Genomic DNA, 13994 nt, shown 5'->3' on the forward strand with positions numbered 1-13994 from the left:
CAGCGCATCGTCGAGTCGCTTAACTGAGCAGCGCCCGGATATCCGCCAACAACACTTTCGGAATCTGAACCCCGCTCTTCAAACTCCGCTCCCTCGCCTCAAATCGCCTCTGGGAAGGTAGCCGCGCGCCCTGCCCGGTAATGGCCTCGAACAGCCCTTCTGCGCGCTGCAACCCCTGCTCGTAACTGTCCCCCAAAAACACCTTGGGATCAAACGCCAACAGCAACTCCCCATGGCACGGCGCCGCCCCCACACCGTCGTCGAAAGCCATCGACTCAGCACTGGTCAAATCCCCGATCAACGCCCCCGCCAGCAATTCGATCATTGCTGCCAACGCCGAGCCTTTGTGACCGCCGAAGGTTTGCATCGCACCTTTGAGTGCCGCGTTGGCGTCGGTGGTGGGTTGGCCGTCAACATCGATCGCCCAATGGTCAGGAATCGCCAACCCCTGACGGGCATGGAGTTCGATATCGCCACGGGCGATGGCGCTGGTGGCGAAGTCAAAGACGAACGGGTTGCCGTTTGGCCTTGGCCAGGCGAACGCCAGGGGGTTAGTGCCAAACACCGGCTTGCTGCCACCTGCCGGCGCCACCCAGCTATGGCTGGGGTTCATGGCGATGCCTACCAGGCCCGCCGCGGCGATGGCTTCGACTTCCGGCCACAGCGCCGAGAAGTGGAAACAGCGCTTGATCGCCATGGCAGCCAAGCCTTGGCTGCGCGCCTTTTCCACCAACAATGGCAGGCCCGTCTGAAAGCTCAGCAGTGAGTAACCGTAGTGAGCATCCACCTCCACCACGCCCGCCGAAAGGTGACGTACGGAAGGCGTGGCAGAGGGATCAACCTTGCCCTGGCGTAAAGACCGCACACACCCCAGCAAGCGATAGACGCCGTGGGAGTGACACTCGTCGCGCTGGGCGCTGGTGATGACCTGGGCGATGGCTTCGGCGTGAGCGCTGGACAATCCATGGTGGGTCAGCACGCTCAATGCCAGATGGTGGACCTCATCCAGCGAAAGGCACTCAGTCATGGGCAGGCCCACCGTTGACGCGCCGAGGAACACTCAAGGGATTACCATCCGCCAACTCCTGCGGCAACAGCGCAGCGGGCAAATCCTGATACGACACTGGCCGCAAAAACCGATTGATCGCCAGGCTGCCCACCGACGTGGTGCGCGTATCCGAGGTGGCCGGAAACGGACCGCCATGCACCATGGCATGACCGACTTCGACACCCGTGCCAAAGCCATTGACCAGCAAGCGCCCGGCTTTGTTTTCCAGGGTTGGCAACAACGCACGAACTTGCGGGTAATCCGCCTCGCTGATGTGCAAGGCGATGGTCAATTGGCCTTCCAAGGCGCTCACTGCTTGCTTGAGTTCAGCCTCGTCAGCGCAGCGCACAATCAACGACGCAGGGCCGAACACTTCTTCACGCAGCGCCAGACACTGCAAGAACGCCCGCGCCGAGGTGGCGAACAGCGCCGCCCGGGCCTGATAACGATCACCTTCAAGCCCCTGCCCCAATGTCACGACCTCGGCATGAGCCAGCAGGCGCTCAACACCTTGACAGTAACTGCTGTGAATTCCCGGCGTCAGCATGGTGTTGGCGGCGGCCTTCTTCAGGGCATCGACAGCGGCCCCCTCAAACAAGTGTAGCGCCGGCCCGTCAATCGCCAGGATCAACCCGGGATTGGTGCAAAACTGCCCCGCGCCCAAGGTCAGCGACGTCACAAAACCACCGGCAATCTGCGTACCGCGCTCCTCCAGCGCATGAGGCATCAACAACACCGGATTGATCGAACTCATCTCGGCATACACCGGGATCGGCTCCTCGCGACCCGCCGCAATCTTCATCAACGCCACGCCGCCGGTTCGCGAGCCGGTAAAGCCCACCGCCTTGATCCGGCGGTCCGCCACCAACCCTTGGCCAATACTGCGACCCGTATCGAACAACAGCGAAAACACCCCTTCCGGCAAACCATAAATACTCACCGCCTGCTGAATCGCCCGGCCCACCAACTCCGATGTACCCGGATGTGCCGAATGCGCCTTGACGATCACCGGGCAACCGGCTGCCAACGCCGAAGCGGTATCACCTCCGGCCACGGAAAACGCCAGGGGAAAGTTCGACGCACCGAACACCGCCACCGGGCCGATGGCGATATTGCGCAAACGCAAATCGACCTTCGGCAACGGCGTGCGCTCGGGCTGGGCCGGGTCGATACGCACATCAAGAAAACTACCTTGGCGCACCACCTCGGCAAACAGCCGCAACTGGCCTACGGTACGCCCACGCTCACCTTCGATACGGCCACGCGGCAGCCCGGTTTCCTGCACGCAACGCTCGATCAGTTCATCGCCAAGGGCAAGAATATTGCTGGCAATGCTCTCCAGAAACGCCGCCCGTCGCTCCAGTGGCCGTTCGCGATAATCATCAAACGCGGCCTCGGCAAGCTCACAGGCGCGGTCCAGATCCGCCAGGCTGGCACCACCGAATGCCGGCTCCAGTGCTTTCCCGGTGGCGGCATCCAGCCCGCGCAGCTCGCCGTTTTCACCGCGACACGCGCGTTGGCCGATCAGCAGTTGACCTGTCATGGACATGGGTTACCTCTCGCTATACGTCAGGAAAATCATTCTTCGTCGCCGTCCAGCACCAGCTTGTGAGCCGGTACGCCGGTGTTGGCGCCCCAGTAGTAAATGCCTAGGGCCATCGCCGTCACCGCCAGGGTGTCGTACGGGTGCACCAGCGTGCCGATGCCGCCGAAGCTGCCCAAGTAGGAAATCAAAATCGTCAGGGCGTAAAAAGCGATCAGCCACAGTGACGAACGCACTTGTTCCCCCAGGCTCAGGTGCGCGGTGGGCACCAGGCGCTTGCAGCCCAGGTAGATCAGAAACATCAGAATTTGCAGGCCCAGCAACCACGACACCGTGTCCCAGCCAGACCAGTAAACGATCAACGCGGCGATCACAAACGACACTGGCCCGAGCACCGCAAAACCGCTGACGCGGAACGGACGTGGCAGGTCCGGCGCGCTCTTGCGCAACGCAGCCACGGAGATCGGGGCGATGGCGTAACTGAGCACCAATGCGGCCGAGACCACGTTGATCAGCGCTTCCCAGGACGGGAACGGCAAGGTCCAGAACACCGACAAGGCAAAGGTCAGCCACAGCGCCGGGCGCGGGATACCGGACTTCTCGTCGATGCGGGTAAAAATCTTGAAGAACGTGCCCGTGCGTGCCCAGCCGTAGACCACTCGCGGCGTGGCGTTCATGTAGATGTTGCCGCAGCCGCTGGGGGAAATCACCGCGTCAGCCACCACCAGGTAGGCCAGCCAGCCCACACCCAGGGTCAGCGCAATATCGCGGTACGGCAGGGAGAATTCCTTGCTGATGGCGCCCCAGCCATTGGCGAGCATGTCGGTGGGAATGCTGCCGAGGAAAGCCAATTGCAGCAGGCCGTAGATCAGGGTGGAGAGCAGCACCGAAAGGATCAGCGCAATGGGAATCGTGCGCTGGGGATTGCGCACTTCACTGGCCACGGAAATGATCGGCGTAAGCCCCAGGTAGGCAAAAATGATCCCGCCTGCAGAGACCGCCATCTCAATGCCCGACAGGCCAAACGGGGCAAAACCCTGGACATGAAAGTTGTCGGGCTTGAAGAAGGTGAACAGCACACCGATCACCAACAACGGCACGATGAACTTGAACAGGCTGATGAAGTTGTTGGCCTTGGCGAAGGTCTTGACGCTGTAGTAGTTCAGCGCAAAAAACAGGCAGAGCAAGGCGAACTGTATCAACCAGCCAATGATGGTCGGGTTACTGCTGCCTTCATGGGTCAGGCCGGGAAACCAGGCGGCGGCGTATTGGCGCGCGGCGACCACTTCAATCGCTACCAGGCTGGAGAAGGCGATCAGTGTGATAAAGCCCATCAAATAGCCCAGCAACGGCCCGTGGGAAAACACCGGATAACGCACCACCCCGCCCGCTCGAGGCAAGGCCGCGCCCAGTTCGCAATAGACGATGCCAAGCAGCAATACGGCAAAGCCACCCAGCAACCAGGAAAAGATCCCTGCCGGCCCGGCAATCGCCGAGACGTGGCTGGCGGCGAACAGCCAACCGGAACCAAAGATCGCCCCCAGGCCGATAAAGGTGAGGTCGACCAGCGATAACTGTTTCTTGAACTTGCCTTGGCCTGACATAGGCGAGCCTTCTTTTATGTGGTTATTGGAATAGGCAGATCGAAATGTCGTATAGCAGCGAGCTTGCCCGGCTGTAGTCGCTGCCGAGGCACGAGGCTGCGATGCGGCCCGCAGGACCGCCAAGGGGGCCGCTTCGCAGCCCATCGCAGCCTCGTGCCTCGGCAGCGGCTACAACGGCTGTCGAGAGCAAAACCCACATTTGATCGGGTTTACAGACCCACATCCGGCAATACGGGCCGCTCGGCCAGGGCCTTGGCAACGATGGCTTTCACCCCGGCCAACGTCTCGCCCTGCAACGCCAGACGCGGCGGACGGGTGATGGACGAACCACGCCCCACCAGCTCTTCACACAATTTGATGCACTGCACCAGGTCCGGACGTGCGTCCAAATGCAGCAACGGCATAAACCAGCGATACAGCGCCAATGCCTCTTCAAAGCGCTTTTCCTTGGCCAGGCGGAACAACGTTTCGCCTTCTTTCGGGAACGCGTTGGACATGCCCGAGACCCAACCTTCAGCCCCCACGGCGATGCTCTCCACCACCACATCGTCCAGTCCGGCGAACAGCACGAAGCGATCGCCCACGGCGTTGCGCAGGTCGATAAACCGTCGGGTGTCGCCGGAAGAGTCCTTGAAGCAGACGATGTTTTCGCAATCCTGCAGAGCGATCAGCACATCCGGGGTCACGTCATTTTTGTAGATCGGCGGGTTGTTGTAGACCATCACCGGCAAATCGGTGCTGGTGGCAATCGCCCGGAAGTGCGCGGCGGTTTCCCGCGAGGTGGCGGAATACACCAGGGCCGGCATGACCATCACACCGTCGACGCCAACGCGGGCCGCTTCCTTGACCGTGTTGCGGGCAAAGTCAGTGGTGAACTCGGCGATGCCGGCGATCACCGGAATACGGCCAGCAGCCGCATCCTTGGCCACCTCGATGACCGAGAGTTTTTCCGCTGTGCTCAGGGAGGTGTTTTCGCCGACGGTGCCACACACCACCAGCCCGGAAACGCCGTCTTCCACCAGGTTGCGAATCACGGCATGGGTGGCTTCCAGGTCCAGGGAAAAGTCTGGTTTGAACTGGGTACTGACAGCGGGGAAAACCCCGCTCCAGTGAATGGCTTTACGGCTCATGGTCTTGTCCTTATGGGGGTCGGTCTGGCCGACTGGCGTTGGAAACGTAAAACAGATTCCGCCTTTTACGCCGATGCAGCTTGAGACTTTTCCTACCTGAAGGAGACGAAATCGGCACAATCACGACCGATACCCCAACCACGGCAATTGTGCCGATTTCGTCATCTAAACCCGTGAAAACCAACAAGCGAATCCGCCCCGATGGGAGCCACTCTGTAGGCCACTCTCATCAGGTGCTGCCATGAAAAAAATCACTGTCATCGACTCACATACCGGGGGCGAGCCCACTCGCCTGGTGATCGCAGGTTTCCCGGATCTGGGCCAGGGCTCCATGACCGAACGCAAGCAGATCCTTGAGCGCGACCACGATCAATGGCGCGCCGCCTGCGTGCTCGAACCTCGGGGCAGCGATGTGCTGGTGGGCGCGTTGTTATGTGAACCGCAAGCCGCCAACGCCTGCGCCGGTGTGATCTTCTTCAACAACAGCGGCTACCTGGGTATGTGCGGCCACGGCACCATCGGCCTGGTGCGTTCGCTGCATCATCTGGGGCGTATAGCCCCAGGCGTGCATCACATCGAAACCCCGGTGGGCACCGTACAAGCCACCTTGCACGACGACCTGTCGGTGAGCGTGCGCAACGTGCCCGCGTATCGCTATCGCAAAGCGGTCGAACTGAACGTGCCTGGCCACGGCATGATCCAGGGCGATATCGCCTGGGGCGGCAACTGGTTTTTCCTGATCAGCGAGCATGGCCAGCGCATTGCCGGCGATAACGTCGAAGCCCTGACTCACTACACCTGGGCGGTGCGTGAAGCCCTGGAGGCGGCCCATATCACGGGCAAAGATGGCGGTGTGATTGACCATATCGAACTGTTCGCCGACGACGCCCAAGCCGACAGCCGCAACTTCGTACTGTGCCCCGGCAAGGCCTACGACCGCTCTCCCTGCGGCACCGGCACCAGCGCCAAACTGGCGTGCCTGGCGGCTGATGGCAAACTGGCCGAAGGGGAAACCTGGACCCAGGCCAGCGTGATCGGCAGCCAGTTCACCGCGCACTATGACGTGGTGGGCGAGCAGATCATTCCAACACTGCGCGGCACCGCCCACCTGAGCGCCGAAGCCACCTTGCTGATCGAAGACAGCGACCCGTTCGCCTGGGGCATTGTGCTGTGAACGCCGAGGCCGATGTGATCGTGATCGGCGCCGGTATCGTCGGTGCGGCCTGCGCCCATGAGTTCGCCCAGCGTGGCCTGAAAGTGCTGGTGCTGGACAACGCCAGCGGTGGCGCCACCGGTGCCGGCATGGGCCATCTGGTGGCGATGGACGACAACGCCGCCGAACTGGCCCTGAGTCACTATTCCATCGGCCTGTGGAATGCCCTGCGTGACGAGATGCCCGCCGTCTGCGCTTACCGCAACTGCGGCACCCTGTGGCTGGCCGCCGACGCGGCCGAGATGGACCTGGCACGGGCCAAGCAGCGCACCCTGGCCGACCATGGCATTGATGGGCAATTGCTCGACAGCGAACAACTGGCACAAATGGAACCGATGCTGCGCAAAGGCCTGGGTGGCGCCCTGAAAATCACCAGCGACGGTATTCTCTACGCCCCGGCGACTGCCCAATGGCTGCTGCAGAAACACCCGCTGATCAGCCAGCGCCCGGCCGACGTCAAGGCCGTCGGCCCGCAACGCGTGCAACTGGCTGACCAGCGCACCTTGTCGGCCGAATACGTGGTCGTGGCCAATGGTTATCCGGCCCGGGCGTTGCTGCCGGAATTACCGCTGCGGCCAAAAAAGGGCCACTTGTTGATCACTGATCGCTATCCCGTGCAGGTCAGCCATCAACTGGTGGAACTGGGCTACGCCGCCAGCGCCCATGCCAGCGATGGCACCTCGGTGGCGTTCAATGTACAGCCGCGCCCCACCGGGCAGTTGCTGATTGGCTCGTCTCGACAATTCGACACCCTGGAGCGTGCGGTGGAGCCCGAAGTGCTCGCGCGCATGCTGCAACGGGCCGTGGAGTATTTGCCGGGCTTGAGCGACCTCAATGGCATTCGCGCCTGGACGGGGTTTCGTGCGGCGACACCGGACGGCCTGCCAATCCTCGGTGAGCATCCACGGCAAAAAGGCTTATGGCTGGCGGTCGGACACGAAGGCCTGGGCGTCACCACCGCTCCCGGCAGTGCCCGCCTGCTGGCGGCGCAAATGTTGGGTGAAACGCCCGACCTGGACATCCGCCCTTACCTTCCCGGGCGCTTCGCTGGAGTGACCGCATGATTATCTACCTGGAACGCCAACCGCTGACGGTGCGCGACGGCATCACCGTCGCCGCGGCGGTGACGGTCACTCGCACGTCCTGCACCGGCCAGCCTCGAGCAGCGTTTTGCGGCATGGGTATTTGCCAGGAATGCCGGATGACCATCGACGGCCGGCGCCAACTGGCCTGCCAGACCTTGTGCCGCGAAGGCATGCAGGTGGAGCGCAGCGTATGAATCAAGCGTGCGACATTCTTATCGTGGGCAGCGGCCCCGCCGGTTTGGCCGCCGCCCGTGCCGCCAGCCGCGCGGGATTGCACATCACCGTGATCGACGATAACCCGCATGCCGGTGGGCAGATCTGGCGCAACGGGCCGGATACTCAACTGGAACCTGCGGTGCTGGAACGCCTGGCGGTACTGGAGCAGCCGTTGATTCGCTACCTGCCGGGGACGCGTGTGGTCGCGGCGCTCAAGCCGGGATCGCTGCTGCTGGAGAATGCCGAGCACGGCTTTGTCATGGAGTACCAGCGGTTGATTCTCTGCTGCGGCGCCCGTGAGCTACTCCTGCCCTTTCCTGGCTGGACCCTGCCGGGCGTCACCGGTGCCGGGGCCCTGCAAGCCCTGGTGAAAAACGGCTTGTCCATACAGGGCGAACGTACGGTGATTGCCGGCAGCGGCCCACTGTTGCTGGCCAGTGCCGCCACGGCACGTAAAGCCGGGGCTCAGGTTGAGAACGTGCTGGAGCAGGCCTCAGCCAGATCCGTCACGGGATTTGCCGTGCAACTGTGGCGTTGGCCGACGAAGATTCGCCAAGCCCTCGACCTCGCCACCACGGCCTATCGCTGGAACAGTCACGTGGTCGAGGCCCTGGGTGAACAGCGGCTGGAAGCGGTACGGATCAAGGTCGGCGGCCGCCTCAAGGAAATCCCATGCGAGCGCCTGGCCTGCGGTTTCGGGCTCGTCCCCAACACCACCCTCGCCGCACACTTGGGGTGTGAACTGCAAGGCACAGCCATCGCGGTCGACCCACTGCAATGCACCAGCCTGCCCGAGGTTTACGCAGCCGGAGAATGCACCGGCGTCGGTGGCAGCGAATTGGCATGGGTCGAAGGTGAGATCGCCGGGCTGGCGGCCAGTGGGCAGCACCCAGAGATCGAGGCACTGCGGGGTCGTCGCGACCATTGGCAAGCCTTTGCCGATCAGGTCAGGCAAGCCTTCACGCTGAACCCGGCGATCCACCGCCTGGCACAGCCTGATACGCTGCTGTGCCGCTGTGAGGATGTGCCCTTTGCTGCCATGGCTTGCGAAACCTCCTGGACCGCCGCCAAACTGCAAACCCGCTGCGGCATGGGCGCTTGCCAGGGCCGCGTGTGTGGCACCGCCGCGCAAACCCTGTTTGGCTGGGACGCGCCTCTGCCACGCTCGCCATTAGTGCCGGCACGGATCAGTACCCTCTTGTAGCCTCGTGCAGCGGCTACAGACCTACACAACATAGGCACAGACATGAACGACACCGTGCTGCTCAACAGCCTCACCGCCGCTGCGCCCCAGGACATCGACAGCCTGCTGGGCAGCATCGGGTTGATCCTGCCGCTGCTGGACAGCATTCCCAGCACGGTGTTTTTCATCAAGGACCTGCAAGCCCGCTACCTGACGGCCAACCTGACCCTGGCCCAGCGCTGCGGCTTCAAGACGGTGACACCGTTGCTGGGCAAGACCTCCGCCGAAGTCTTCCCGGCGATGCTGGGACCGGTCTACACCGAGCAGGATCAACGCGTGCTGCGCCAGGGCATCACCATCAAGGGCCAACTGGAACTGCACCTGTATGGCAGCCGCGAACCGGGTTGGTGCCTGACCCACAAGCTGCCGCTGCATGGACGCGACGGGCAGATCATTGGCATGGCCGGCATCTCCTTCGACCTGCAGGCGGCGCGCGATGCGCACCCCGCCTACCAACGCCTCGCGGCTGTTGACCGGCACATTCGCGAGCATTACAACGAAGCGATTCGCATGGATGACCTGACGGCCATCGCCGGCTTATCGGTGGCGCAGCTGGAGCGTTACTGCAAACGAATCTTCCACCTGACGCCGCGTCAGATGATCCACAAAGTGCGTCTGGAACATGCCTCGCGCCTGCTGCTCGGGAAGCTACCCATTACCGACGTTGCGTTGCAATGCGGTTATACCGATCACAGCGCCTTCAGCCGTCAGTTCAAGTCGCTGACGGGGGTCAACCCACGGCAGTTTCGCCAGAGTGCTGCGGGGTGAGCGCCGACAGCGGCCCGCGCCAGAACGCCTGGTAGTCGAACAGGTCCTTGAAACCCATCTTGCGGTACAGCGAAACACCCTGAGTGGAGGCCTCGAGGAAACACCAGCGCGCGCCCAGGCTCACGGCATGCGCCATGGCGGCCTGCATCAATCGTGTCGCATGGCCCTGGCCGCGAAAGGCGGCCAGGGTGCCCACATCATTGAGCCGGGCTACCTGGTCGATCATCGACAAGGTCAACGCACACACTACCGTCCCCTGTATCGTCAGTGTGAAATGGTAGAGGCCTTTATTGCCGTCCATGGCCAATTGATGCCGGGCTTGATAGTGCGCGGTCCATTCGGCAGACATTGCGAATGCGCTGCCCACTGGCCCCCCCCAATCTTCGAGGTTGTGGGTCAGGCTGATTTGCGGCGCGATAGCGTTCGTCGATGCAGGTGGAGAGGTGGCCAGGTCAAGCACCATCGCGGTCGTGGTCTCAACGACAGAAAAGTCCAGGCTCACCAGGGGCTTATGCAAGCACTCGGTCTTATCCTGATGCACCATCACCCGCACCGGCAACGCAGTGCGGGGGATCAGCTCCAGAATGGTATCCGTCGCGTCGCCCACCGGGCTGCTGCCAACATGGATGAACAATAGGTTCCACTCATTGACGTACAGATCGGCGAAATAGGCGTTTACGCAGGCGTTGAAACGCCGGTGTAGCGGGCATGTCGCCGCGAAAAAGTGGTGTTCGGTCAGATGGTAGAGCGTCGCGAGGTCAAGAGGGCCAATGGCGTGCATAACGTAGGTCCGGGCAAAAAACCAGTCTTGGCCACGCGACTCAAAGGTGCCGTAAATACTCTCTGAAAAGACCCGAAGAAAAATCGTATAGGTTTGTCCCGCCAAGCAAGCATCAACCTTCGCCCTGATGACCCTTCCCATAAGTCGAGGCCAGTGCTCTGGCCTTTTCCAGCTGGCTTTCCAACTTGGGCAGCGTCTCGTCCACCAGTGCCTTTATTTCTGGCACATCAGACGCTGCGCCTTCCTGCTTGAACAAGGCGATGGCGTCTTCATTGGCCTTGACCTGCTGCGCGGTATACGCGGCGTCGAACGAGTCACCGTCCTTGAGTTCAGGCATCAGGCTTTCGGCCTTGTCGACGATCTTCTCCCGAGGAGCGACCGGCAGGTCGAGCTTCTTGGCGATCGCTGCCAGGTGCTGGTTGGCAGTGGTGCGTTCATTGATCACCTCGATGGTGTAGTCCTTGATGTCCTGAGACGAGGTCTTGGCGTGGGCCAGGCGACTGGTTTCGATATCGGCCATGCCCTTGGCCGAAGCCTGCTCGATAAATTCGGCAGGCGACTGGGCGAAAGCATTGCTGGCGCCGAGACCCAGCAGCATCGCGAAACTGGCGGTGCGTAACCGGATAACCATGCGGCTCATGATGGGTTCCTCCAGGTAATAAACAGGTGTCGGGGAACGAACCCCGCCCTGAATTTGAATTTTCAAGGCAGCAAAGGTTTAGAAAAAACTGGCCAGTGCGACGAATGGTCTTCGTTGGTTCATGCCTTGTGCCCGAATAACCCCGGCAACGCGTGAGCCAGGGCGTTGATGGCAAAGCCGATAAACATCACCCCACACAGCCGAGTGATCATCACTTCATGGCGCTGATAAACAGCACGCACCTGCCGGGCGCCGACCACCCCAATGAGGATCGCGTAGGCGGCAATCCCGCCTACAAAGCTGATGAAGATCAGCCACGGCAGCATCGACCAGGTCAGCAATTCAGCGCGGCTGGAGAGCAACGCGGTGAAGGTCGCCACGGCCACCGGATAGGCCTTGGGGTTGGTCAGGCCAAACAGGATGCCGTGCCAGAACGGTTTACGCGCCGCACCCTGAGGTGTTTCCCCGCTGCTGCGCTGGGTGCGGATAGCGCGCCAGCCAAGCCAGAACAGATACAGGCCGCTCAGCACACCCAGCACATCAAAGGCGCTGCTGCCGATTTCCCGGGCGCCGACGATGGCGATCAACGCGGTGCTGCACCACACCACATCCCCCAGCAAATGCCCGCACAAAAAACCGGCCCCGGCACGACGGCCGCGTGCGGCACCAATGCCGAACACCGCCAACACGCCAGGGCCTGGCGTAATGGCGTAGATAAAACCCGAGGCGAGGACGGCAAACAACAAGGATGAAGTCATGGGCGTTTGGCTCTGGCAGTGGGAGAACAGGCCGGTTGATTCTGCCTGTTCTGTGGCTACGGGTAAAACTTCATTCCCGCGTAAGGCTTGTCACGACAGGCCTGCAGGCGTGACGCCAGATCACCGACATGGATTTCCAGCTTATGGCCGTCGGGATCGAGAAAATAGAACGAGGCGCCTTCACTGCGGTTGTCCCGCCATTCCTCCACACCGGCGGCTCGCAGACGCTCCACTTGAGCCGAAAAGTCGGCGGCGGCGACGCTGAATGCGTAGTGGGTGTATTCGGCCGCTGGCACGCTGGGGCGCAACGGGTCCAACGACAGGCACAACCACAGCCCGGGCAGAGAGAGGTAAGCGCCGTTGTCCCACGTGGCATCGAGGTGCAGGTGTAGCTGGCCGTGGTAGAAGCCGACGCTACGATTCAGGTCGGTGACGGACAGGGTCAGGTGGTTGAGGCCTGAGAGCATGTTGTGAGTCCTTTTTGGGCGTGAACATCAAGACAATACATTCTCAACCTGCTCAATCAACCACTGCAACGCCGGATCCCCTCCCCGCCGCGAATGCCAGGCCAGCACAAAGGCAAAGGGCGGGATAGGAAACGGCGGCGGTACGGCCAACAGCCGCGTCTGGTCAATGTCCAGCAGGCTGCGGGACGACACGGTGAGAATCAGGTCGGTGCCCTGGATCAGTTGGGGGGCCACGCCCCAATGCGGCAGGCTGATGGCGACGTGTCGACGTTCACGAATCGCCGTCAGCGCCCGTTCGATTTCCGGGGTCCCGCTGCCGCGCATTTCCAACAAGACGTGGGGACGCACCAGGTAGGTGGGCAGGTCGAGGATTCCATCGGCGGGCAGGCTGTCGCGGTCTACCAGGCAGGCATAGTGTTCCTCGAACAAAGGTGTGCTGCGCAGCTCCGCCGGCAGGTCGGGAAACACCCCGGCGGCCAGGTCGATATCGCCGTTGAGTACACCCTCGACCATGCCTTCGCGGCTGGCAGGAATAATCAACAGATCGATCCCTGGAGCTTCCCGACGCAGTGTGCGTACCAGTCCCGGCAACAGCAGCGCAGCGCCGTAGTCCGACATGGCCAGGCGAAAGGTGCGCTTGGCCGAGGCGGGATCAAAACGGTTGGGGGCCAGTAGCGCTTGCACCTGGGCCAGGGCATCGGCCAACGGCGCGGCCAACTCCAGTGCGCGAGGCGTAGGCGCCAGCGTGCCGCCCTGGCGTACCAGCAACGGATCTCCCAGCAGATCGCGCAAGCGCGCCAGGGCATGGCTCACCGCCGGCTGGCTCAGGTGCAGGCGCTCGGCGGCACGGGTGACGTGTTGCTCGCTGAGCAAGGCGTCGAGGACCACCAGCAAGTTGAGGTCGATGCGGCGCAGATCATTCATCTGATGCATGTCCAGCATAAGAACTTGGAATTTAAATTTGCGCGACGAATGCTCTAGAGTCCAGAAAAACCTCTGGGAGAATCTTCATGACCACGTTGCATTGGGTAGGCTTGTTGCTGTTGGCGGTGGTAGCAGGCGCGGTGGTGCCGTTTCAAAGCGCGATCAACGCCAATCTCGGACGAGGGTTGGGGCACCCGTTATGGGCGACCCTGGCGTCATTGTTGGTGAGTATCGTGGTGTTGCTGCCCGTCATCGTGGCGCTGCGCTTGCCGCTGCCCAGCCTGGCGTTCATCACCAAGGCCCCCTTATGGATGTGGGCCGGTGGCGCGTTCGGGGTGTGCTTCATTTCCCTGGCCCTGATCCTGCTGCCCAAGCTGGGCGCGTCGGGGTTTATTGCCTTGGCCATGGCCGGGCAAATCATTGCCTCGCTGCTGCTGGATCACTTCGGGCTGTTCGGCCTGATGGAGCGGCACCTGACAGCACCCAGGTTGATCGGGGCGCTGATGTTGATCGCAGGCGTGGTGTTGATTCAGTTCAGTGCGGCGCCGAGTAAAGCCCTGGCAGCCGCTTGATG

At 62.0% G+C, this 13994-nt stretch carries 15 protein-coding genes; 6 read left to right on the top strand and 9 right to left on the bottom strand.

Annotated features, from left to right (window positions below; translation table 11 throughout):
• Positions 1–19 precede the first annotated feature (19 nt).
• From GNF76_RS20870 to GNF76_RS20885, 4 genes are all read right to left on the bottom strand, one after another.
• Complete coding sequence (locus GNF76_RS20870) at positions 20–1027, bottom strand: Ldh family oxidoreductase (RefSeq protein ID WP_155585005.1); 1008 nt, start codon at positions 1025–1027, stop codon at positions 20–22.
• A complete protein-coding gene (locus tag GNF76_RS20875) occupies positions 1020–2597 on the bottom strand; it encodes an aldehyde dehydrogenase (NADP(+)) (RefSeq protein WP_155585006.1) in 1578 nt (525 codons plus the stop codon). Before GNF76_RS20875 ends, GNF76_RS20870 begins: the two co-directional genes overlap by 8 nt.
• A gap of 29 nt (positions 2598–2626) precedes the next feature.
• Positions 2627–4195: an APC family permease gene (locus tag GNF76_RS20880; RefSeq protein ID WP_155585007.1), complete on the bottom strand. Its 1569-nt coding sequence runs from the start codon at positions 4193–4195 to the stop codon at positions 2627–2629.
• 209 nt (positions 4196–4404) lie between these two features.
• Entirely contained in the window at positions 4405–5325 is a 921-nt protein-coding gene (locus GNF76_RS20885; protein ID WP_155585008.1) for a dihydrodipicolinate synthase family protein, read from the bottom strand.
• Positions 5326–5566: 241 nt separating this feature from the next.
• Between GNF76_RS20885 and GNF76_RS20890 the strand changes: the two genes are divergently transcribed.
• From GNF76_RS20890 to GNF76_RS20910, 5 genes are read left to right on the top strand one after another with little or no spacing between them, the layout of a single operon-like run.
• Positions 5567–6499 (top strand): 4-hydroxyproline epimerase, encoded by a 933-nt coding sequence (locus GNF76_RS20890; protein WP_155585009.1) that lies wholly within the window; start codon positions 5567–5569, stop codon positions 6497–6499.
• On the top strand, positions 6496–7602 hold the full coding sequence (locus GNF76_RS20895; RefSeq protein ID WP_178123466.1) for an FAD-dependent oxidoreductase: 1107 nt from the start codon (positions 6496–6498) through the stop codon (positions 7600–7602). The genes GNF76_RS20890 and GNF76_RS20895 overlap by 4 nt, the downstream gene beginning before the upstream one ends.
• Positions 7599–7817, top strand: coding sequence for a 2Fe-2S iron-sulfur cluster-binding protein (locus GNF76_RS20900; protein WP_155585011.1), 219 nt, complete (start codon positions 7599–7601; stop codon positions 7815–7817). Before GNF76_RS20895 ends, GNF76_RS20900 begins: the two co-directional genes overlap by 4 nt.
• Positions 7814–9043, top strand: a complete 1230-nt coding sequence (locus GNF76_RS20905) for an NAD(P)/FAD-dependent oxidoreductase (RefSeq protein ID WP_155585012.1) — start codon at positions 7814–7816, stop codon at positions 9041–9043. The genes GNF76_RS20900 and GNF76_RS20905 overlap by 4 nt, the downstream gene beginning before the upstream one ends.
• A 42-nt stretch (positions 9044–9085) precedes the next feature.
• Positions 9086–9850: an AraC family transcriptional regulator gene (locus GNF76_RS20910; protein WP_155585013.1), complete on the top strand. Its 765-nt coding sequence runs from the start codon at positions 9086–9088 to the stop codon at positions 9848–9850.
• On the opposite strand, the gene GNF76_RS20915 is transcribed toward GNF76_RS20910, so the two are convergent.
• From GNF76_RS20915 to GNF76_RS20935, 5 genes are all read right to left on the bottom strand, one after another.
• Entirely contained in the window at positions 9813–10631 is an 819-nt protein-coding gene (locus tag GNF76_RS20915; RefSeq protein WP_155585014.1) for a GNAT family N-acetyltransferase, read from the bottom strand. The two genes, GNF76_RS20910 and GNF76_RS20915, sit on opposite strands and share 38 nt — an antisense overlap.
• A gap of 112 nt (positions 10632–10743) precedes the next feature.
• Complete coding sequence (locus GNF76_RS20920) at positions 10744–11271, bottom strand: DUF4142 domain-containing protein (RefSeq protein WP_155585015.1); 528 nt, start codon at positions 11269–11271, stop codon at positions 10744–10746.
• Positions 11272–11390: 119 nt separating this feature from the next.
• Positions 11391–12029 carry a LysE family translocator gene (locus GNF76_RS20925; RefSeq protein ID WP_155585016.1) on the bottom strand — a complete coding sequence of 213 codons (639 nt, stop codon included), beginning with the start codon at positions 12027–12029 and terminating at the stop codon, positions 11391–11393.
• A gap of 56 nt (positions 12030–12085) precedes the next feature.
• Positions 12086–12496: a fosfomycin resistance glutathione transferase gene (fos, locus tag GNF76_RS20930; protein WP_155585017.1), complete on the bottom strand. Its 411-nt coding sequence runs from the start codon at positions 12494–12496 to the stop codon at positions 12086–12088.
• Positions 12497–12523: 27 nt separating this feature from the next.
• A complete protein-coding gene (locus GNF76_RS20935; RefSeq protein WP_246211953.1) occupies positions 12524–13429 on the bottom strand; it encodes a LysR substrate-binding domain-containing protein in 906 nt (301 codons plus the stop codon).
• 77 nt (positions 13430–13506) lie between these two features.
• Here GNF76_RS20935 and GNF76_RS20940 point away from each other — a divergent pair, with 77 nt between their 5' ends.
• A complete protein-coding gene (locus tag GNF76_RS20940) occupies positions 13507–13992 on the top strand; it encodes a DMT family transporter (protein ID WP_155585019.1) in 486 nt (161 codons plus the stop codon).
• Positions 13993–13994 lie beyond the last annotated feature (2 nt).

It is taken from the genome of Pseudomonas spelaei (assembly GCF_009724245.1).
GTDB lineage: Bacteria > Pseudomonadota > Gammaproteobacteria > Pseudomonadales > Pseudomonadaceae > Aquipseudomonas > Aquipseudomonas spelaei.